The sequence below is a fragment of the Magnetospirillum sp. SS-4 genome, assembly GCF_902729425.1.
Lineage (GTDB): Bacteria > Pseudomonadota > Alphaproteobacteria > Rhodospirillales > Magnetospirillaceae > Phaeospirillum.
In genome coordinates, this window is sequence record NZ_CACVCH010000001.1 from 54,464 (window position 1) to 74,992 (window position 20,529).

Genomic DNA, 20,529 nt, shown 5'->3' on the forward strand with positions numbered 1-20,529 from the left:
TCAGCCCTTCTTCAGAGTGGAGACGACGAGATCCTCGCGGCCCTTGCGGAAGATGGCGAAGGAGCCGGTGGCGTCGCAGACGCAGGAATTGGCCTCGCTGACGAAGATGGCGGTGGTGATCTCCTCGATCATGGCCGGGCCTTCGATCAGGTTGCCGTGGCGCAGCTTGTGGCCGTCATAGACCGGAATGGTCCGGAAGGCCTTGGCCTCGGGGATGTAGACCGGACGCTCGCCCTTCAGCGCCGCCCTGGGGTCGGTGCCGTGCCAGGGTTCCTTGGGCTGGGCCGGCTTGTCGGTGTGGCCCACCGCCTGGACACGGACGTTGATGATCTCGACCGGGGCCTTCTGGGCTTCCAGCGAATAGCCGTACAGCCGGTTGTGCTCGGCGTGGAACAAGGTGGTGATGGCGGCGATGTCGCGGGCCTTGACCGCCTCGGCCGGCACCTCGAACGACACCTCGTGGTATTGCTTCAGGTAGCGGCAGTCGAACTTGACGTGGACCTGCTGGCGATCAGTGCCGATGCGCTCCTCGCTCAGCAGCCTGCGGCCCTCGTCCACCATGTCGTCGATCAGCCCGTTCAGGCGCGGCCAGTCGATGGCGTCGAGGCGCGAGACGAAGGTGCGCACGAAATCGTGCTTCAGATCGCTCATCAGCATGCCGTAGGCGCACAGGATCGAGGATTCGCGGGGAACGATCTGGAACGGCATGTCCAGTTCCTCGCAGATCAGGCAGGAATGGATCGGCCCGGCGCCGCCCGCCACGATCATCGGGAACTCGCGCGGGTCGAAGCCGCGCTTGATGGTGACCTCGCGCACGCCCTGGGCCATGTTGTTGCAGATGACCCGGTACATGCCGGCCGCCGCGTCCTCGATGGACATGCCCAACGGCTTGGCCACGTATTCCTCGATGGCGTCGCGGGCGGCCTGAAGGTCGATCTTCATCTTGCCGCCGGCGAAGTACTCGGCGTTGAGATAGCCCAGCACCAGATTGGCGTCGGTGGAGGTGGGGCGCTTGCCGCCCCGGCCGTAGCAGGCCGGGCCGGGCGCCGCGCCGGCCGAGGCCGGCCCCATGCGCAGCATGCCGCCCTCGTCGATCCAGCCGATCGAGCCGCCGCCGGCGCCGATGGTGTGGATGCCCAGCATGGGCAGCGCGATGCGGTGGCGGTCGATCTCGCCCTCGTTGACCATCACCGGAGTGTCCACCGCCAGCGAGGCCTCGAAGCTGGTGCCGCCCATGTCGACGGTGATGCACTTGTTCTGACCGTGGACGCGGGCATAGGCCAGACCGGCTCCCGGTCCCGCCGCCGGACCGGACAGCAGGGTCAGGGCGGAATTGTCGCGGGCCACCTGCGGCGTCATCACGCCGCCGTTGGATTGCATGATCAGCAGCAGGTTGCGAAAGCCCGCATCCTTCAGCCGCCCGATCAACTGGTCCAGATAGTGGCTGAGCTTCGGCCCCACATAGGAATTCAGCGCCGTGGTGCTGATGCGGTCGTAGAAGCGGATCGAGGGCAGCAGGTCGGTCGACACCGTCAGGTAGGCGCCGGGCAGCCTGGCGCGGACCAGTTCGGCGGCCTGGCGCTCGTGCTCGGGATTGGCGAAGGCGTTGAGGAAGCAGATGGACACCGCCTCGACCTTCTCGGCCTTGAACAGCTCGATGGCGGCCTCGACCTCCTTGAGGCTGAGCGGGGCCAGCTCGGCGCCGTCGCGGTCGACGCGCTCGGTCACGCCGACGCGAAGGTAACGCTCCACCAGCGGCTGCACATTGGTGTAGCGGTTGTTGTACTGCTCTTCCCTGATGCCGCGCCGCATCTCCAGGGCGTCCTTGACCCCCTTGGTGGTGATCAGGCCGCACTTGGCGCCGGTGTGGGTCAAGGTGGCGTTGGTGGTCACCGTGGTGCCATGCACGATGGTGTCTATGCGCCCGGCGAAATGGGTCAGGGTCTCGGGCGGGGTCATCATCGCCGCGATCTCCTCCAGCCCCTGCACCACCGCGATGGAGGGGTCGTGGGGGGTGGAGAGCACCTTGTGGATCATGGGCTCGGCGCCCTCTTCCGCGACGAAGAAGTCGGTGAAGGTGCCGCCCACGTCGATGCCAATCTTCAGGGTCATAGGGATTTCTCCGGCTCTTTGGACGTCTGCCAGGGCATGTCCTTGACGATTTCGCGAATTCTGGCCTTGATCAGCTTGCCGATGCTGGTGCGCGGCAACTGGTCCAGGAACACCACGCCGCGCGGATGCTTGTAACGGGCCACCCGCCCCTCGAAGAGGGCCAGAACCCGCTCGACGGTCAGCCGGACCCCCGGCCGGGGCACCACCACCGCCACCGGCACTTCGCCCCAGCGCTCGTCGGGACGGGCGACCACGGCGGCCTCGGCGATATCGGGGCATTCGGCCAGGACCATTTCCAACTGGGCGGGATAGATGTTCTCGCCGCCCGAGATGATCATGTCCTTCTTGCGGTCCTTGACCACCAGATAGCCGTCGTCGTCCAGCTCGCCGACGTCGCCGGTATGGAACCAGCCGTTCTGGAGCGCGCTGGCGGTGGACTTCTCGTCCCGCCAATAGCCGGCCATGACGTTGGGACCCTTGACCAGGATCTCGCCGGCCTCGCCGCGGCCCACCTCGGACCCCACCGGATCGACGATGCGCAGCTCGCAATGGATGGCGCATTTGCCGGTGACGCCCAGGCGCCCGGCGTCGGCGAGACGCTGATAGGCGGCGATGGGGCCGGTCTCGGTCGAGCCGTAGACCTGGATCAGCTTGATGCCATCCTTGGCCAGCGCCTGCGGCAGCCGCACCGGCACGATGGTCGATCCGGTGGTGACGCAGCGCAGCGACGAGAAGTCGGTCCTGGCCCAATCCGGGCTGGCCATCATCATGTCCAGCTGGGTCGGCACCAGCACGGTCAGGGTAATGCGCTCGGCCCGGATGGCGGCCAGCGCCGCCTCGGGGGTGAACTTGCGGTGCAGCGTCACCGTGGCGCCCGAATGCAGCGCCGGCAGGGTCAGGATGTTGAGCCCGCCCACATGGAACAGCGGCAGGGTGGTCAGCACCCGGTCCTGGCTGGTCAGGTCGTGCATGTGGATGGAATTGACCGCGTTCCACAGCACCGCTTCCTGGGTCAGGGTGGCGCCCTTGGGAGTGCCGGTGGTGCCCGAGGTGTAGCAGAGCAGCAGCAGGTCGGAATAACGGCCGGTGCCCTTGTCGGCCAGCGGAATCGCCGCCTCGGCCATGGCGTCCCAGTCCAGCCAGCCGGGGCGCGGGCCGCCGGTGCACACCCGGCGGCAATCGCCGAAGCCCTTGCCGTATTGCTCGATCAAGGCGGCGAAATCAGGCTCGACCGCCAGCACGGTCGGCGAGGCGTCGTGGAACAGAACGTCGACCTCGGCCGGGGCCAGCCGCCAGTTGATGGGCATGAACATGGCCCCCAGCCGGGCGCAGGCGAACAGCAGCACCAGGGATTCCGGGCTGTTCAGTCCCAGCCACGCCACCCGGTCGCCATGACGGACCCCCAGCCCCTGGTCCAGCACATGGGCGACCTGGCCGATGCGCCGGGACAGCTCGGCATAGCTCCAGGCGCGCTCCTCGCAGCGAAGCGCCGGCTTGTCGCCGTGAAATCCGGCCCAGCGATCGATCCAATCCGCGACGTTCATCACCTCTCCTCCCCGAGTGGTGCATTCCGGCAAGAGCCGTCTTGCGGTGACCTCGCCCTTCGAGACGCTTTGCTCCTCAGGGTGAGGTCATCCCGAATCCTCATCCTGAGGAGGCCCGTGAGGGCCGTCTCGAAGGATGGGGGGGGCATCGTCGTCATGGTTCCCGCTCCCTCAGGCGTCGGTGACCTGCAACACCACCGCCATGGCGGTGTCACCGGCGGCGCAGCCGCTGAACAGGCCGTAACCGCCGCCCTTCAGTACCAGTTCCTCGATCACCTCGATGACACCGCGGGCACCCATGGGCGCCTGGGGATGGCCCCAGACCAGCGACGAGCCGAAATTGTTCATGGTCATGACGTCGATGCCCATCTCGGCGGCGAAGGCGATGTCGTTGACGGCGAAGGGATTATGCAGCTTGACCACATCGATCTGGCGGATGTCCAGACCCGCCTGGGCCAGCGCCTGCCGGGCGGCGGGGACCGGCGCCTTGGGCATGAGGCTGGGCTGGACGCGGGCAAGGCCGAAGCCCAGCAGGCGGATGGCGATCTTGGGATTCTTCGACATCTCGCGCGCCCGGCCGGGCGCGGCGACCACGATGCCGGCATTGCCGTCGGCGGGATGGGTCTGGCCGCCAAAGGTGACGGTGCCGCCGTCGAGGATCGGCTTCAGCCGGGCCAGCCCCTCGGCGGTCGAGAAGTTGATGCCCTCGTCGCCGGACAGGCTGCCCGCCACCTTCTTGTAATTGGCCGACGGTACCTCGAACGGCAGGGTCATGAAGCGCCTGAGAAAGGCGGAATCATCGGCGGTGGCGGCGCGGTACTGCTCTTCCCGACGCAGCACCAGCTCGTGCTGGCGGCCGGTGTCCACCTTGAACTCGGCGGCGACGTTCTCGGCGGTCACCAGCATGGATTTGCGGGTGAACGGGTCGAACGAGAAGTTCTGCATCACCCAGTCCTCGGACTCGCCGGTGCCGCCGGCCGCCTGGGGGGCGGGATAGTAGATGTGCGGTCCGTTGGAGGTGCGGTCGCAGGTCAAGGCCAGGGCCGAGGCGGCCAGTCCCGACTGGATTTCCTGGGCGGCGGCCAGCAGGCAGCGGACGCCGGTGGCGCAGGCCTGCGACAGGGTCGGCCCGCCCACATGCTCGGCCCCGATCATCCCCATCAGCCACGGCAGGCCGTAGAAGCAATGCTTCTGCGGCACCGACATGCCCATCACGCCGTAATCGAAGGCGGAAGCGGGAATGCCGCGCTTCTTCAGTTCGGCCTTGGCCACATGGGCGGCGAACTCCACCGAGTGAAGATGGGCGAAGCTGCCCTGCCAGCGGACGAACGGCGTCGTCCAGTAGCAGCCATAGGGGATCTCGGCGACATAGGTCATGGAAGGATTTCCTTATGACAGCGCGATGCGGGCCTGACCGGCCAGGGTCTGCTCGCCCTTCTGGTTCAGGGCGGTGATGTCCAGGTCCACATAGGCCTCGCCGGCCTCCTCGCCCTTGGCCTTGACCACGCCCTTGCAGGTGATGGTGTCGCCGGGAAAGGCCATGGCGGTGAAGCGGGCCGAATAGGAGCGCACCGCCTTCTGCGGCGCCCAGTTGGTCAGCACCTGGCCGAGGAAGGCCATGGACAGCATGCCGTGGGCGATGACGCCGGGCAGGCCGCCGTTCCTGGCCTGCTCGTCGTCGAGGTGGATGGGATTGTGATCGCCCGAGGCACCGGCGAACAGCGCCAGCTGGGTGCGGGTGATCACCGGCTTGACCAGGTCGGGAATGGCATCGCCGACGGAGATATCCTGGAAGCGGACGGTCATGGCGGCTCTCCTCTAGGTCCGGACGACGATGGTGGTGCGCAGGTCGCAGACCGGCTGCCCGTCCTGGTTGACCAGGGCGGTCTCGGTGACGATGAACCAGAGGGCGCCGCCCTTCTTGGAATACATCTCCAGCACCGTCTGCTGGCCGGTGATGACGTCGCCGGCGCAGATGTCGCCCCGATAGACGAAGGACTGCTCGCCGTGCATCGAGCGGGTCTTGTCGACCCCCAGGTCGTCCAGAATCAGGAAGGGCTGCTCGGCGTCCATGGCGATGGTGAAGCCGAAGGTCGGCGGCGCCGGCAGCGAGCGGTAGCCGGCGGCCCTGGCGGCGGCCTCGTCGGTATAGACCGGATTGGTCTCGCCGATGGCCTTGGCGAACAGGCGAAGGCGGCCCTTTTCCACCTCCACCGTGAACGGGGCGTAAGTCTTGCCCACGATGCCCTGGTCGAGCATGAACTCCTCCCTCCTGGATGGTCCCGTCGCTGACGCCCCCGCGAGGCGCTCAGTCATTTCATGTCTATAGGAACGCTACTCCGGTTTTACGCACCTGTAAAACACAATTTTACGACTATGTAAAATTCGTTGCGTTCCGCCCGCTCTGCCGCTAGGGTGACACTAGGGTGATGCCAGCCGAGAGGTCAGTCCAACATGAGCCGTCGAATAGAAATTCTAAGACGAGCGACGGAAGTGTTCGAGCGACAAGGCGTAAACAGGACGTCTATCGAGGATATCGCCAAGGCAGTTGGCGTCAAGCGCGAAGCGATATACTACTACTTCCGCAGTCGCGGAGAAATATTGCTTAGGATCATACTACCGCAGAGCACATCCATGACGATGGCCTTGCAGGGAATCATCAATTCCAACGTCAGCGACGCCGACAAGCTGCGGGCGGCCATCCGCAATCACCTGGACAGCTTCAACCCCAATTACCTGGAAATGACGGTGGCGCTGCGCGAGGAACATTTCCTCGACGACGATCCCAAGCTGAAGGAATTGCGCCGATCGTGGAGCGAATACAGCGACCTGTGGACCCGGCTGGTGGCCGAGGGCCAGGAGCGCGGCGCCTTCAAGAGCGCTCTCAATCCGAAGATGGTGGCCTTCGGCATTCTCGGCATGTGCAACTGGCTGTCGCGCTGGTACGACCCGTCCAAGGACGTGACGGTGGAGCAGATCATCGAGACCTTCTACACCATGACCGCCCACGGCATTCTCGACGGTCAGCCGCCGGCGGCCTGACGCGAGCGGACCAGCCAGGCGACCGCCCCCAGCGCCAGAAGGACGGGGATCAGCGACAGGGCGTTGACCGCCTGCCAGCCCAGCGCGCCCTGAACCGCGCCCGAGGCGAAGCTGGTGACCGCCGTGGTACTGAACACCAGCAGGTCGTTGAACGCCTGGGTCTTGGCCCGCTCCTCCGGCCGGTGGCACTCGGCCAGCAAGGTGGTGCCGCCGATGAACATGAAGTTCCAGCCGATGCCCAGCAGGACCAGCGCCCCCCAGAAACTGGTGAAGGCGGTTCCCGAAAGATTGATGGCGAGCGCCGCCAGCAACAGCGCCCCTCCGGCGGCGATGACGCGCAATACGCCGAAGCGGCGGATCAGGCTGCCGGTGAAGAAGCTGGGCACGAACATCCCCAGCACATGCCAGCGGATGACCTCGGCCGAATCCGAGAAGGTGAAGCCGCAACCGACCATCGCCAGCGGCGTCGCGACCATGACCAGATTCATCACGCCGTAGCCGATCATGGCCGACAGCGCCGCCACCGCGAAAACGGGCTGACGGCCGATCTCACGCAGCGGGCGTCCAGTCTCGTGCCGGGCCAGTTGCGCCGGCCGCGGAATGCGGATGGCTTGCAGGGCGACGATACTGAGGACGCACAGCCCGGCCAGGGCCAGATACGACCCGGCGAACATCACCGGCAATCCCTCGGCGGTCCGCTTGGCCAGTTCCGGCCCCAGAAAGCCGGCGACCACGCCCCCCGCCATGACATAGGAGATGGCCCGGGGACGAAAGTCGGGACTGGCGGTGTCGGCGGCGGCGAAGCGCAGATACTGGAAGAAACCGTTATGAACGCCGATGGGAACCGCCGCGGCCACGAATCCCCAGAACGAGCCGGACAGCAAGGCCCACACCGACAGCAAGGCGCCGACCAGCCCGATGGACTGGCCCAGGGTGAAGCCGAAGCGCCGGCCCAGCCGCCCCATCACCAGCGAGGCCGGAATGGTCGCCGCCATCATGGAGACGAAGTGCAGTCCCAGCGGCAGGGTCACCAGTTCCGGCGACGGCGCCAGCGTCGCCCCGGCCAGGGCCACCACCGCGAACACCAGCACCGAGCCGCTCATGGACAACGCCTGGCACCCGCTGAGGATGACCACGTTGCGAACCGAGTTGATCGTCCCGCTCACCGCCCACCTGCTATATTAGGGTTCCCCACTCAGGGGTAGCACCATTGGGGCGGCGTCTTCAACCCTCGACCCAGAACCGCCGCCGACAGACGGCGCCACCATCGGGAATGGTCTCGTCGGTGGCGAAGCGGATGCACGTTCCCAGCGCCGCGTTGACCTCGGCGGCGGTCTTCTCCAGCCAGCGGTCGCAGCCGGGCCGGTCCTCGGCCAGCAGGCCTTCCTTCTTGTGCCAGTGATACCACGGACAATCGGTGTGGGTGACGGTGTGGCAGCCGGCCTCGTCGACGCCGGTATAGGTGCAGTCCTCGTCCATGGCCTGGCTGCTGCCGACGAACAGGTCGGCGAACTGGCGGGCGACGTCGCCCTTGGGATCGATGTTGCGGGCATAGAATCTGGCGGTGTCGATGGCGACCTCGGTCCAGAACGCGCCGATCAGTTCCATGGGGTCCTGGCCGGGATTGGTCTTCAGCGCGGCGCGGCGCCACTCGAAATGCGAGGCGCGCAGGATGTTGGACAGCAGCTTGATCTTCTTGGACTCGTCCATCGGCGTAGCTCCCTTGGCGTGGCGGCCCTTCCGCCACGTTGCTTTATGTATAAAGCATCTGGTCGCGCCGGGAAATAGTTTTATACGTGAAGCTTTTGCCCGGATTCCCCGGCACGAATCTCGCCCAGGAAGCGCTCCACATGCAATGGGGCCGGGCCACACGGCGTAACTTCGCCCAAGGCTCTACTTACGGCTGGATGAAACTTCCAAGGCAGGTCAGCCGGAATGATGGGAACGAACCAAGCGTAAAAGGTGTTCTGGAGCGGTTGCGCGGGCTATCCGCGTCGGCGCCATGTGACCGAGTAGAGATCGAAGCGACGGTCCTTCAGATTCTGCACCGTGCCGGCATTGCGGGCCAAGGCCAGGGCATCCGGCCGGAGATCGGCGAAGGCGACCATTTCCACATTGGGTGTGGTGTCGGCCGCGATCCCATCGCGGGCGAAGGGAAAGTCGCAGGGCGTCAGGATACAACTCTGGGCGTACTGAATGTCCATGTTGCGGACGCTGGGCAGGTTGCCAACATTGCCGGCCATGATGACGTAGGCTTGGTTCTCCACCGCCCTCGCCTGGCAGCAATAGCGGACCCGGAGATAGCTTTGACGCTCGTCGGTACAAAATGGCACGAACAGGGTTTGCGCCCCCTGGTCGACCAGATGCCGGGCCAGTTCCGGAAACTCGCTGTCGTAGCAGATCAATACGCCGATCGGGCCGCAATCGGTCTGGATCGCGTCCAACTGGGTGCCTCCAGTGAGGTTCCACCAATCGCGTTCGTTGGGAGTGGGCTGGATCTTGGCCTGGGAATGGATCGAGCCGTCGCGCAAAAAGACGTAGCAGACGTTGCGGATGGTTCCGTCCTCAGCCTTGCTAGGTATGGAGCCGCCGATGATGTTGACGTTGTGGCGCACCGCCAGTCCGCTCATCAGTTCCTTGAACCGCTCCTCGTAGGACGACAGGGAGGCGATGGCCTCCTGGGGTGACAGAGGCTTGTTATCGATGGACAGCAGTTGCAGGGTGAACAGTTCGGGGAAGACGGCGAAATCCCCCCGGTAGGAGGCGACCACGTCGACGAAATACTCCACTTGCGTCCCGAACTCCTCGAACGAGGCGATGCGGCGCTGTTGGTACTGGATGGCGCCGATACGCATGGACAGAGGCAGTCGCCCCCGATCCGTGGTCGCGGGCTTGGGAATTTCGACCATGCGCGGGTTGCGCCACACCAGCAAGGCGGCGTATCCGCGTGATTCGGTGTCGGTGGGGAAATACTTGGGCAGGACGCCGATGATCTCGAACCCGTTGCGGATCTGAAAGCTCAGCACCGTGTCCTTGATCTTACGATTAGTCACCCCTTCCGCATAGGTGGCCGGAGTCATGCGCTTGCCGCGGCGGCTCAGGCCGGACATTCGACCGCCGAAGGCGATGCCATTCAATCGGAGGAACATGCACAGTTTTTTGCGCTCGTCATAGAGCCGTTGGCCTATGCGCATCTTCCGACAATCGGGAGCCACCGCCACGTCCATGCCGTAGAGGAAATCGCCGGTCGGATCATGGCGGGCGGAGTAGCCGCCGCCGGTGATTTCGTCCCAAGTGTGCGTCGTCAACGCCACTTTTTCGGAAATGCGGAAGGTCGAGCAATAGCCGACCAGACGATCCTGGTAGATGCAGACGAAAATACCATCGGGGAAATGGCGTATCTGCGCCCGGATCATCGCCGGAACATAAAGAAAGTCCGGCCCATAGATGCTGTTCATGAGAGTTACGATGTCGGCGACATCGCTGAACTTGGCCTTGCGGACAACGAGATCGGGGGCTTTGCTGATAGACATTATGGCCCTTTCTTACGATTGCTTGGCACCCATCTTTCAGGATAAATGCGGCATCAATGAGGCTTGACGCGGTACGGAATTTCAATAGAAAGGTAACAGCGTTGATTGATTCGCATCAATTCTCCACCATATTCGGCGGAACTCAACCCGGTCGAACGCTTATTGTTGTTCCTGCGGGAACGCTTCCTCTCGCTCTGCGTCTGGCTGTGCGCGCAGGACCAACCCGCCATCGTCCAGGCCTGTTGCCAGGCTTGGAAAGCTCTCGTCGCCGAAACCGGCCGGATCATGAGCCTCTGTTTCCAGCCCTGGATCAGAAAGGTCGTCCCGTAGGCTCGCCGGCATCAGATTTCCTTGGGACCAAAGCTCAGCACGGTGGAACCGGGCTTGGGGGACTGAGCGGTCGATATCGGTGCCAATTCCAGTCTGCCGGTGTCATGTTTGATGGCGATCATCACGCAGTTTCCACTCGTCTGAGCCATCAGGTCATCCAAGGCGAACTTCTCGGTCAGCCGGGTTTTGCGAAACCTCCATCCTGCGGCAATGGCGGCCTCTGTAACTGCATGGCCCGCTCCACTCGGCGATCCATTCCAATTTTAGTGACGGCATGAGACGATGACATGCCTCGCTAGGGAAAGGAGCCTGCCATGGAACTGTCTGTGAATGAAGCCGAGAGATTGTCGGCACTTCTGAGCTACGACCTCCTCGACACGGGCTCAGAAGAGGTCTTTGACCGCTTCACGAATTTGGCGGCCCATGTCTTCAAGGCCCCCATCGCGCTGATCTCGCTGGTTGATCGGGATCGGCAATGGTTCAAGTCCGCCGTTGGCTTGTCGGCAAAGCAAACGCCGAGAGACCAGTCTTTTTGCGCCCATGCGATCAAGGACGTTAAGGTCTTCACCATTGCTGACGCGACCAAGGACGCGCGGTTCGAGGCCAATCCGCTGGTTACCGGCGACCCCAAGATTCGCTTCTACGCAGGTGCGCCCCTCGTAACCCAAGACGCCTTCGGACTTGGCACCATCTGCATCATCGACCGGGTTCCCCGGCCGCTGCTGAATGCCAGTCAGGAGAAGATACTGGCCGATCTTGCCTTCCTGATCATGCACGAATTGGATAACAGAAAGGCTCTCCGCGAGTTTCGGCGGACGAGGTAAAGCGTCTATGATTTGACCACTCGCCCCCGCCATACTCCCCCCATCATTGGGGTAGTCAAACATCGCTAATCGCTGTTGACGCTCCGCATCATCGAGACAAGATACATATCGGGAAAAATCGCGAGAACGGCAAGAGCGCCAAGCCCAATCATCGCCTTATAGGCAATTCTTATATTTGATAAATTCGGCATCACACCCCCACCGATCAGACCGAGTTCGAGGCCATGGGGCGGACTATACTTACTTGTAATTATTTTTATAAATAACCAATGCTGGTTATTCGTAATTATTGACTTTCAGCAATGCCTGTCACGACGCCGTCGGACAGCACAGCAGATAGGTCACCAGCGAACGCAGCCGGGCGGGGTTGATCGGCTTCGACAGGAATTCGAGGCCGCGCCGCCTGACCTGCTCGTCGACGGCGGCGGAGCGGTCGGCGGAGATGACCAGCACCGGCTTGGCGGCATCCATGTGGACGCGCAGGATGTCCAGGGCGTCCAGGGCGGTGACGGAATTGTCCAGGTGATAGTCCATGATCAGCAGGTCGGGCCGAAGCCGGACCGAGGCGGCGGCTTGCTCGACCGTGGCGGCGGCGGACACCTCGCAGCCCCAGCCGCCGAGGGCGGCGGCCAGCGCCTCGCGCGAGGCGTCGTCGTCGTCGAGAACCAGGATGCGCCGCCCGGCCAGGGCGGCGGCGGTGCCGGTTCGCGGCGGAAGCGGCTCGGGCAGGATGGCGTTGGCGGCCATGGGAATGCCTATGGTGAAGGTCGACCCCGCCCCCTCGACCGAACGGACGGCAAGGGTCAGCCCCAGGATGTCGGCGATGTTCTTGGCGATGGTCAGCCCCAGCCCCGACCCCCGGGTGGCGCTGGGATCGCCGCTGTCGATGCGCAGATAGGGCTGGAACACCTCTTGCAGCCGGTCCGCCGGAATGCCGATGCCGGTGTCGTGGACCTCGACCAGCAGCCCCCCCGCCCCGCGACGGCAGCCCACCAGGATGCGTCCGCGCTTGGTGTAGCGGACGGCGTTGGCCAGCAGGTTGCGCAAGATGCGTTGCAGCAGCCCCTTGTCGGAATACAGCATCGCCGAACTTTGGACGATGGTGAGGACCAGTCCCTTGCGCCGGGCCTGCGGGGTGTATTCCGCCTCCAGCTGCGACAGAAGCTGGGCGATGGGAAAATGAGAGGAATGGGCGGTGACGCCGCCCGATTCCAGCTTGGCCACGTCCAGGAAATCGGCCAGCATCTCCTCCGCCGCCTCCAGGGCGCCCTCGATGCGCCCCAGCAGCGAGCGCCCGGCCGAGGACAGATCCTCTTCCATCAGGGCGCCCAGCAGCAGCCGCGCCGCGTTGAGCGGCTGTTGCAGGTCATGGCTGACCGAGGCCAGGAACTTGGTCTTGCTGAGATTGGCCCGCTCGGCCTCGGCCTTGGCGGCGGTCAGGGCGGCATCGGTCTCGCGCCGCGCGATCAGTTCCTGGTTGAGCTTGCGGTTAAGCTCGGCCATTTCCTCGGTGCGGCGCTGGACGGTGGTTTCCAGCAGGACGTTGTTCTGGAACAGCGAGAAGGTATCGCTGGGCAGGTTCATGCTGCGCTCGATGCGTTGCAGCAGGACCCGCACCGTCTTGCGCAGCTTGGCGTTCTCGCTCTCCAGCCTGGTGACCTCGCTGCCGTCGGCGGGCGTCGCCGGAGCGCAGGCGGGAGCCGGCGCCCGGACGCCCACCGGCCGGCCGAAGGCGACCCCGGTCAGGGTATGATTGAGGTGCATGCCGTTGATCTGCTCGCCATAGGCGGAACAGCCGATCACCCGGTTGGCGGCGAACAGCCGGGCGGCATCGGCCTGAAGACCGGTGGCGAACGCCTCGACCCGCCGCACCACGCAATCGAATCCCAGAACCGCCACCGGTTCGCCGATGGCGGCGTGGATGGTCTCGAACGTCTTTTGCAGATTGGGAATCATGCCGGTGTTGCGGCCGATGCTGAGCGGCACCCCCTCGTCGATGGCGCAGGCCAGTTGCAGGCTGTTGTCGTCGTTGATCCGCTCGGGGCTGCGGGCGTACCAGGCGCCGCCGATGCGCACCACCAGCGGCGCCAGCGGAATGTCCTGGGTCCGCAGTTCCTCGATGTCGCGGCCCAGCAGGCGGGCGTATTCCAGCGCCGCGCTCTCGCCGTTCAGTTCGGTGATGATGCGGCGGTCGGGATCGGCGCCGGTGACGATGGCCTGCTCGCCGCTGCCGACGAAATGCTGCGACGAGAACACCTTGAACGGCAGGCGGGTGTGGACCAGGGTCAAAATGGCCGCGTCGGAATGGAAACGCCCGCGAAACAGCACCTGGGGATCGGAAAAGGCCATGTCGTCGCCGGCCGATCCGCCGAACAGCGGCAGGCCGTTGAGGGCGGCGTTCAGGGTGCTGATCACCTGCTCCTCGACGAAGCGCATGCCGTCGATCATCAGCAGGCCGAAGGTGTCATGCGGCGTCGGCTCGATTCCCTGCCGCCGCAGTTCCTCCAGCAGCGACGCCACCACGGCGCGGCCCTGGGCCGGCTTGAAGCCGGAAATCTCGGGAATGAAGTCCGACACCGCGACGCAGGCCTCGGCCGCCAGCCCCAGCCCGGTCATGGTGCCGTCGGTATAGCCCAGCATCGACACCTCGCCGGCGGTGGTGCAGCCCACCAGCGGCGCGTCATCGCCGAACACCTCCTGGAACGCCTGCTCCAGCGCGTCCTTGTCGTAGCGCTTGGAGCAGAACACCACGGCGAGGCCGAGCGGCTGCCGCGCGATGGCGGCATGAAGCTCGCGCACCGCCTCCAGGGGATCGGACCGGGTGGATACCGCCTGCTGGATCATCGAAGCCGACACCGCCTTGCCGGAGCCTTTGGCCGGACGGAACCGCCGCCCGGACGGGCGCCGGCTCACATCGCCCTCGGGAGTGTAGGATCGGCGGCGGCGGAAACGCAATCGTCCCCGGCGCGATCTTGGGGTGGAGGGGCGGGGCGGTCGAGGACTTCCCGGTAATAGCACATATAGCCGCTGGCGCAGAGATCAGGACGCCGGCGCAGGCCCTGGGCGAAGGCGGCCACCGCGTCCGCCCGGCCGGTGGCCTCCAGCCGGTCCAAGGTGGCGCGCACCATGCGGACGCTGGCCAGCTTGCGCTCCAGCGGCCCCTCGCGGCCGGCGATCTTGACCGCCGCCAGCCCGGCGGCGGCCATGTCGGGCAGGGCGCACAGGCCGCAGGGGCCGAACGGCAGGCCTTCGGGTGTCTGCGAGAAGCCGCAGCCGAAGCGGTACCACAACCAGCGATCATGGCATTCGTCGTTGGCGGCCAGGGCTTTTGCCTCGGCGTCGTCCAGGGCGCGGCCGTCGACGCGGGAATAGCCGGTGGCGTAGCGGTCCAGGCAGATCGGACCGCCCAGCCGGCCCGGCAGGTGGATGGTGTGGCAGTTGCCCTCCTCGAACACGCAGCCGTCGTTCAGGACGAAGGCCTCGAACTCCAGGTCCGGCCGCCGGGCGGCCATGGCGGCGATCTCGTCCAGGGTGACGTCGCGGGGCAGCACGATCCGCCTCGCCCCCAACCGGCCCAGCAGGGCGGCGGCCTCGGCGTTGCGGGCCGCCAGCAGCGAACTGGCGTGCAGCCGGACCGGCAGGTCCCGCTCGCCCAGCCGGGCCAGCAACCCGATATCGCCGACGATCAGGGCGTGACCGCCCATTTCGGCGAACCGTCCGGCCAGGTCCAGCAAGACGTCGACCTGCTCGTCGGCGTAATGCTGGGCGTTCATCACCAGCGACACCGTGGCGCCGTGACCGGAGGCGATGTCCACGACCTCGGCCAGGTCCTCGTAGCGGGTCAGGTTGCCGAAGGCGCGCCGGTTGACGCCGGCGCTGCGGAAGCGGTCGGTCCAGTCGGCGGGCACGATGCCGCAATAGATCTCGCCGGCTCCCGCCGCCGCCATCGGCGCCGCCTCCTCGACCCGGCTAATGGGCGCGACGATTTTCATTCCAGTCTCCGTTGAGGATCAGGCGGTCGATCCAGCCCTTTGCCATGGCGGCGTCCACGGCCGCGGTCATGGCCGGGGAATGCCGGTAGAACAGGGTATTGCCGCGCTGGTAGGTGACGAGATCGGTTCCGTCTCCGTCGCCCGCCTCGCCCCGCGACAGGGTGCCCACGTAGATCAGGCATTCCCGCCGGCATTCCTGGCCGCTGACGAACTTGTCCCCGGGCTCGGCCGACAGCGAGCCGATGCGGCAGGCGCGGCCCTTGACGGAGAAGCCGTAGGGCGCGTGGACCGAGACGCGGACCCGGCCGGAACGGAAATCCTCCATGCGGGCGAAGGGCGGCGCGTCCATCTCGATGCGTTCGACGCCCATGCGGGCCAGCACCGCCCCGAACGGGCCGGAATGGATGCCGTGGGGATAAAGCCGGGTCCACTCGGCCGAGGGCAGGCGCGGGTCCTTGACCATCTTGCACAGTAGCCGGCCGGCCACCGGAACGAGGTCGGGCCGCGATTCCCGCAGCAACCCGACACAGCCCCAGTCGTTGGCGATCACCTCGGTTCCCGGCGGCAGGTGAGGCAGCAGGCCGGCCAGCGCCTCCATCCCCGCCACCGACAGCACCGGCGTCGCCAGGGCGACACCCAGCCCCGCCGCCCCGACGGCGGCGACGGCCTGACGAAGCTGGATCTCGGTGGGCAGCAGGGTCTCGCAGAACTCCGAGCCCAGGTGAAAGCGCGTCACCGGAAGGCCGGCGACGCCCTCGGGCAACGGCACCGCCGGCCAGCCCAACCGGGCAGCGCATTCCGCCACGGTGGGAGCCCCACCGGCCAGCAGACCGTCCAGCAGCCGGGCCTGAACCAGGGTCAGGGCGATCTCGGTCATCTCGGCCTCCCTTGCAACGCCAGCCCCGCCGCCGACAGCAGGGCGAGCCCGAGCCCGCCCCACAACCACGACACCAGCGGGAATGTTCTCACCACCACCGGCAGACCGGTGGACAAAGTGTCGTCCACGGCGGGAATCCACACCTGCACGTCCCGCCACAGGCCGCGATGGATGAACGGATCGACGGCGCGGGTGGCGGAAACCTGCCGGGCATAGCGGTAATCCAGAATCTCGCAGGCCAGGCGCTGGGCTCCCTTCAGGCCGGCCGGAACCGGCGCCGGGTCCAGGATGTGGATGGCGCCCTCGCTCCGCTCGATCTCGACGCCGTCGCGATCCAGCCGCCACGTCACCCGAAGGCCGGCATCGTCCGGCGAGACGGCGATGCTCTGGCCGTCGGGCAGGCGCAACGGCGCGCCCGCCTGATCGGGCCAGCGGAAGCTTTGCTGCGCCACCCGATCGAATACCGTCGCGGCCAGGAACGAGGCCAGTGCCACCGCGAGCCCCAGGTGCAGGCCGCCGACCAGGGCCGGTCTCGCCTCGCCTTCCCGGAGGGCGGTCGCCAGCCGGACCAGCGAAGCGAGGCCGAAATAGGCCAGAGCCGCCCACAATCCGCCGATATGGTCCAATTGGTCCAAGGTGCCGGCGGCGGTCGAGCCGCCGCCCTCGAACGCCCCCGACACCGGATCGAGGATCACGGTCAGCGCCACCGCCGCCAGGGCCGTCAGGGACGCGGCGCGACGCTGCCCCCAGGGCAGCAGGACATGGCCGCCGGCCAGGAACAGGGCGATGGCCGGCGGCAGCAGCCAGGCGTTGATGGCCACCGGATCGGGTTCCCACCGGGCGAAGGCCCGGCGCAATTCCTCCGCCTCGGCGGGCGTCGCCCAGCGCAGCAGCATGTCAAGGAACGGCTTCAACCGGTCCGGCCGGGGCAGGCGCGACGCTTCCGCCAGCAGGGCGTGGCCAAGATGGGCCAGGGCGATGGCGGCGCACAGCAGCATTAGGACGATGGCGGCGTCCAGCATGTCGCGCCGCCCGGCCGGGGTGGCGGGGCGGCGGATCAGGGCGGCGACGCCGGCCAGCGTCAGGACCAGGGCCATCCCCGCCAGCAGCGGCGCCGAGGTGTCGCCCACATAGCGGTGCGACGACGCCAGTTGGGGCAGCCGCACCACCGTCATGGCCACCAGGGCCAGGATGGCGGCCGCCAGCGCCAGCAGCGGCCGGGCCAGGACGAAGCGTCCATGGGCCGGGGCAGCGTGAAGCTGGGCGGTCAGCACCAGCCATACCGCGAAGATGGCGGTCTGGACCGGGTCCCAATGCCAGAACTGGCCGAACGAGACGTCCTGATAGGCCCACCACATGCCGGAGGCGAGGCTGGCGCTCAGCACGATCCAGGCGATGCGAGAACCGCCGCCATCCAGCGGGCTCCAGGACCGGGCGTCCGGGCGGAACAGCGCCTCCAGGGCGGCGCCGGCCGGCGCCAGCAGCAGCGCCAGGGCGGCCAGGGTCAGCGGCGGATGAATCAGCATCCACGGGTTGGCGAGATGGGAATTGTGGCGGGGCGCCGGGCCGACCAGCGCCTCGGCCGGGGTGGCTTCGAACGGGTTCCACGCCACCGCCCCCAGGGCGAGGCACAGCGCCAGCAGCAGCGCGCCGGGGCCGGCCCAGCCGTCGCGGCGGCACCAGGATACGCCGGCCCAGGACAGCAGCAGCGCCAGCAGCAGCAACGTTCCCTGATCGCTGGCCCATAATCCGGCCAGCCGCAGCGGCCACGGCTGCCCATGGGCGGCATGGCGGAACACCAGGGCGTTGCCGATGTCGCCGGTCAGGAACTGGACCGCCAGCAGCATGGCGGCGCCGCTGAGCGGAACCGCCAGGGCGAGGGCGGTCCAGGCAAGCGCCGGCCGGCCGGACTCAGCTCGCATGAAGATGCTCCCGCTGCGGTCCCAGATGGGCGGCCGATCGTGTCAGGCAGGCCAGCAGGTCGTCGTTGCCGGCATCGGGAAATTCGGTCAGCAGGCGGGTCAGGCGCATGGTGACGCGGGCGGTGGCGACGCTGGCCCCGGCCATGACCGGATGCGGCCGTCCCGCCGGCATGATCAGCCGGGGGCTGGCGCCGAACCGGACCCGCCCGTCCTCCATCAGCGATATCTCGTCACTCTGGCAGCGCCCGTCGCCGGTGACCCGGACGATGCCGGGATAGGCGGCGGGATAGACCATCTCGCCCATGGCCGGAACCGAGGCCACCAGCAGCACGCCCCGGCGGACGGCCTCGTCGCAGGCCTCGGCCAGGATGCGGCGATCCTCTCTCAGGCCGAAGCTCATGTTGACGATACGGGCGCCGTTCTCCACCAGCCAGCGCAGCCCGGCGGCGATGGTCACCGGGGCCGACACGCCCTCGGTATCGAACACCTGGGCGTTCAGCAGCTTGGCCGATTGGTTGCGCTCGGCGATCAGTTCGGCCAGGGCGGTGCCGTGCCCCATCAGGTCGGGGCGGGCGGGTCCCTCGGCGACCCGGCCCAGCCGGTCCAGCCAGAACCGCCGCGACAGCAGGGTCCGGCCGGCCAGATGCCCCGACAGGCCGGTGTCCAGCAGGCCGATGATCACCCGCCGGATCATGCCGCCGACTCCGTCGGACGGCGGATCAGGCCGGCCGAGGTCAATTCCAGCACCAGCGCCGCCCCATCCAGGATATCGGCATGGTGCGAGATGACGATGCGGGTGCGGCCGGCGAACAGGGCATCGACGGAAGCGGCGATGCGCCGGGCCGAATCCGCATCCACCGCCGAGACCGCCTCGTCCAGCACCAGCACCAGCGGGTCCTGCAACAGGGCCCGGGCGAGGGCGAGGCGCTGGCGCTCGCCGCCCGACAGGGCGAGGCCGCGCTCGCCCACCGGCGTTTCCAGCCCCAGATGGCCGATCTCGGCCAATTCCGCCGCCCGCCCGATCTCGTCGTCGGACGCTTCGGGACGGGCGAGACGGATATTGGCGGCGATGGTGCCGGCCATCACCGGACTGTCCTGGGCCACCACCGCCACCCGCCGCCGCAGCTCGGCCGGGTCGAGCCGGCGCAGGTCGATGCCGTCCAGCAGGATGCGGCCGGCATGGGGATCGTAATGCCGGTGCAGCAGGTCGATCAGGGTCGACTTGCCGATGCCGGACGCGCCCACCAGCCCGACCTTGACTCCGGCCGGCAGGGTGGCGTCGACGCCGCTGAACACCGGCCTCTCGCCGCCATGGGAAAAGCCGACATCCTCGAAGCGGACGGCGCCCCTGGCGTCGGCGGGCAGCGCCACCGGGTCGGCGGGGGGGACCACCGCCACCGGCTCGTCCAGCAGGTCGGCCACCCGTTCCAGGCTGACGCGGGCGCGGCGCTGGGCCAGGATCAGGCCCAGCAGGGTATTGACCGGCCCCGCCGCCCGGCCGAGATAGACGGTGAAGGCCACCAGGGCGCCGATGGTGAGGGAGCCGTCCATCACCAGGGCGCCGCCGGCCAGGAACACCGCCGCCGCCGCCAGACCGTTGAGCAGGCCGGGAATGCCGCCGGCCACCGCCGCAAACAGTTCGGCGCGGCGCAGTTCGGCCAGATAGCCGGCGTTGAGGGCGGCGAAGCGGGCGGCGTCGCGCGGCTGGCTGCCCACGACCTGGGCGAGCTTGACCGATTGCAGGCTTTCCACCAGGAAACCCGACAGTTCGGCGCTGCGCTCGCGCAGGCGGCGGGTCAGGGTTTCCAGGCGCGGGCGCAGGCGGCGCACCGCCACGACCTGCACCGGCAGCAGCACGAAGGCCGCCACCATCAGTTCCGGCGACAGCGCCGCCATCACCGCCAGGGTGCCGACCAGCACCAGCACGGCGTTGACCGAGGCCAGCACGGTATCGACCACGAATCGCTGCACCTCGGCCACGTCGCCGTCCATGCGCGACAGAATGTCGCCGGTCGGGCGTCGGGCGAAGAACGACGGCGGCAGGCGCTGAAGATGCCCGAACACCCGTTCGCGCAACCGGAACAGCACCGTCCCGGACAGGGTCAGGTAATGCCAGCGGTTGAAGGCGCCCATGGCCAGCGACAGCACCGCCGCCGCCAGCATCAGGCCGCAACTGGCGGCGACCACGTCCATGCGCCGGGCGATCAGGCCGTCGTCGATCAGGTGCTTGGCCAGCCAGGGCTGGGCCAGGGCCAGGGCGGACGACGCCGCCGAGGCGCCCAGCACCAGGACCACCGCCCCCACATGCGGCCGAAGCAGTCCGAACAGGGGGCGGAAACCGCGGGTCATGGGC

General features: G+C 67.1%; 17 protein-coding genes and 1 pseudogene. 4 read left to right on the forward strand and 14 right to left on the reverse strand.

Annotated features, from left to right (window positions below; all coding sequences use genetic code 11):
• The 5 genes from MTBSS4_RS00260 to MTBSS4_RS00280 form a co-directional block, all read right to left on the reverse strand.
• Positions 1–2,112, reverse strand: coding sequence for a hydantoinase/oxoprolinase family protein (locus MTBSS4_RS00260; RefSeq protein WP_173981380.1), 2,112 nt, complete (start codon positions 2,110–2,112; stop codon positions 1–3).
• Positions 2,109–3,656, reverse strand: coding sequence for a long-chain-fatty-acid--CoA ligase (locus tag MTBSS4_RS00265; protein ID WP_173981381.1), 1,548 nt, complete (start codon positions 3,654–3,656; stop codon positions 2,109–2,111). The genes MTBSS4_RS00260 and MTBSS4_RS00265 overlap by 4 nt, the downstream gene beginning before the upstream one ends.
• A 171-nt stretch (positions 3,657–3,827) precedes the next feature.
• Entirely contained in the window at positions 3,828–5,033 is a 1,206-nt protein-coding gene (locus MTBSS4_RS00270) for a thiolase family protein (protein ID WP_173981382.1), read from the reverse strand.
• A gap of 12 nt (positions 5,034–5,045) precedes the next feature.
• Positions 5,046–5,462, reverse strand: coding sequence for a MaoC family dehydratase (locus MTBSS4_RS00275; protein WP_173981383.1), 417 nt, complete (start codon positions 5,460–5,462; stop codon positions 5,046–5,048).
• 12 nt (positions 5,463–5,474) lie between these two features.
• Positions 5,475–5,915, reverse strand: a complete 441-nt coding sequence (locus MTBSS4_RS00280; protein WP_173981384.1) for a MaoC family dehydratase N-terminal domain-containing protein — start codon at positions 5,913–5,915, stop codon at positions 5,475–5,477.
• A 195-nt stretch (positions 5,916–6,110) separates the two neighbouring features.
• On the opposite strand from MTBSS4_RS00280, the pseudogene MTBSS4_RS22750 reads away from it, so the two are divergent.
• Positions 6,111–6,254, forward strand: a pseudogene (locus MTBSS4_RS22750) (helix-turn-helix domain-containing protein); the annotation flags it as partial.
• Between the two features lie 36 nt (positions 6,255–6,290).
• Entirely contained in the window at positions 6,291–6,698 is a 408-nt protein-coding gene (locus tag MTBSS4_RS00285) for a hypothetical protein (RefSeq protein WP_254432308.1), read from the forward strand.
• On the opposite strand, the gene MTBSS4_RS00290 is transcribed toward MTBSS4_RS00285, so the two are convergent.
• The 3 genes from MTBSS4_RS00290 to MTBSS4_RS00300 all read right to left on the reverse strand — a co-directional run bounded on the left by MTBSS4_RS00290 (position 6,680) and on the right by MTBSS4_RS00300 (position 10,231).
• Positions 6,680–7,864, reverse strand: a complete 1,185-nt coding sequence (locus MTBSS4_RS00290; RefSeq protein WP_254432309.1) for an MFS transporter — start codon at positions 7,862–7,864, stop codon at positions 6,680–6,682. The two genes, MTBSS4_RS00285 and MTBSS4_RS00290, sit on opposite strands and share 19 nt — an antisense overlap.
• Before the next feature lie 58 nt (positions 7,865–7,922).
• Positions 7,923–8,408 carry a hypothetical protein gene (locus tag MTBSS4_RS00295; RefSeq protein WP_173981386.1) on the reverse strand — a complete coding sequence of 162 codons (486 nt, stop codon included), beginning with the start codon at positions 8,406–8,408 and terminating at the stop codon, positions 7,923–7,925.
• A 275-nt stretch (positions 8,409–8,683) separates the two neighbouring features.
• Positions 8,684–10,231, reverse strand: a complete 1,548-nt coding sequence (locus tag MTBSS4_RS00300) for a carbon-nitrogen hydrolase family protein (protein ID WP_173981387.1) — start codon at positions 10,229–10,231, stop codon at positions 8,684–8,686.
• 105 nt (positions 10,232–10,336) lie between these two features.
• On the opposite strand from MTBSS4_RS00300, the gene MTBSS4_RS00305 reads away from it, so the two are divergent.
• Both MTBSS4_RS00305 and MTBSS4_RS00310 read left to right on the forward strand, forming a co-directional pair.
• On the forward strand, positions 10,337–10,561 hold the full coding sequence (locus MTBSS4_RS00305; RefSeq protein ID WP_173981388.1) for a hypothetical protein: 225 nt from the start codon (positions 10,337–10,339) through the stop codon (positions 10,559–10,561).
• 314 nt (positions 10,562–10,875) lie between these two features.
• A complete protein-coding gene (locus tag MTBSS4_RS00310; RefSeq protein ID WP_173981389.1) occupies positions 10,876–11,385 on the forward strand; it encodes a GAF domain-containing protein in 510 nt (169 codons plus the stop codon).
• Between the two features lie 309 nt (positions 11,386–11,694).
• Here MTBSS4_RS00310 and MTBSS4_RS00315 read toward each other — a convergent pair whose 3' ends face one another.
• The 6 genes from MTBSS4_RS00315 to MTBSS4_RS22675 are packed head-to-tail and all read right to left on the reverse strand — an operon-like array spanning position 11,695 to position 20,525.
• Complete coding sequence (locus tag MTBSS4_RS00315; RefSeq protein WP_173981390.1) at positions 11,695–14,298, reverse strand: FIST N-terminal domain-containing protein; 2,604 nt, start codon at positions 14,296–14,298, stop codon at positions 11,695–11,697.
• Positions 14,295–15,377 (reverse strand): U32 family peptidase, encoded by a 1,083-nt coding sequence (locus MTBSS4_RS00320; RefSeq protein ID WP_173981391.1) that lies wholly within the window; start codon positions 15,375–15,377, stop codon positions 14,295–14,297. The genes MTBSS4_RS00315 and MTBSS4_RS00320 overlap by 4 nt, the downstream gene beginning before the upstream one ends.
• Positions 15,355–16,254 carry a hypothetical protein gene (locus MTBSS4_RS00325; RefSeq protein WP_173981392.1) on the reverse strand — a complete coding sequence of 300 codons (900 nt, stop codon included), beginning with the start codon at positions 16,252–16,254 and terminating at the stop codon, positions 15,355–15,357. Before MTBSS4_RS00325 ends, MTBSS4_RS00320 begins: the two co-directional genes overlap by 23 nt.
• A complete protein-coding gene (ccsA, locus tag MTBSS4_RS00330) occupies positions 16,251–18,176 on the reverse strand; it encodes a cytochrome c biogenesis protein CcsA (RefSeq protein ID WP_173981393.1) in 1,926 nt (641 codons plus the stop codon). Before ccsA ends, MTBSS4_RS00325 begins: the two co-directional genes overlap by 4 nt.
• The gene (locus MTBSS4_RS00335; RefSeq protein ID WP_173981394.1) at positions 18,166–18,870 is read right to left on the reverse strand and encodes a S8 family serine peptidase; all 705 of its coding nucleotides are present in this window, start codon (positions 18,868–18,870) and stop codon (positions 18,166–18,168) included. Before MTBSS4_RS00335 ends, ccsA begins: the two co-directional genes overlap by 11 nt.
• Positions 18,867–20,525 (reverse strand): ABC transporter ATP-binding protein, encoded by a 1,659-nt coding sequence (locus MTBSS4_RS22675; protein WP_173981395.1) that lies wholly within the window; start codon positions 20,523–20,525, stop codon positions 18,867–18,869. The genes MTBSS4_RS00335 and MTBSS4_RS22675 overlap by 4 nt, the downstream gene beginning before the upstream one ends.
• Positions 20,526–20,529 lie beyond the last annotated feature (4 nt).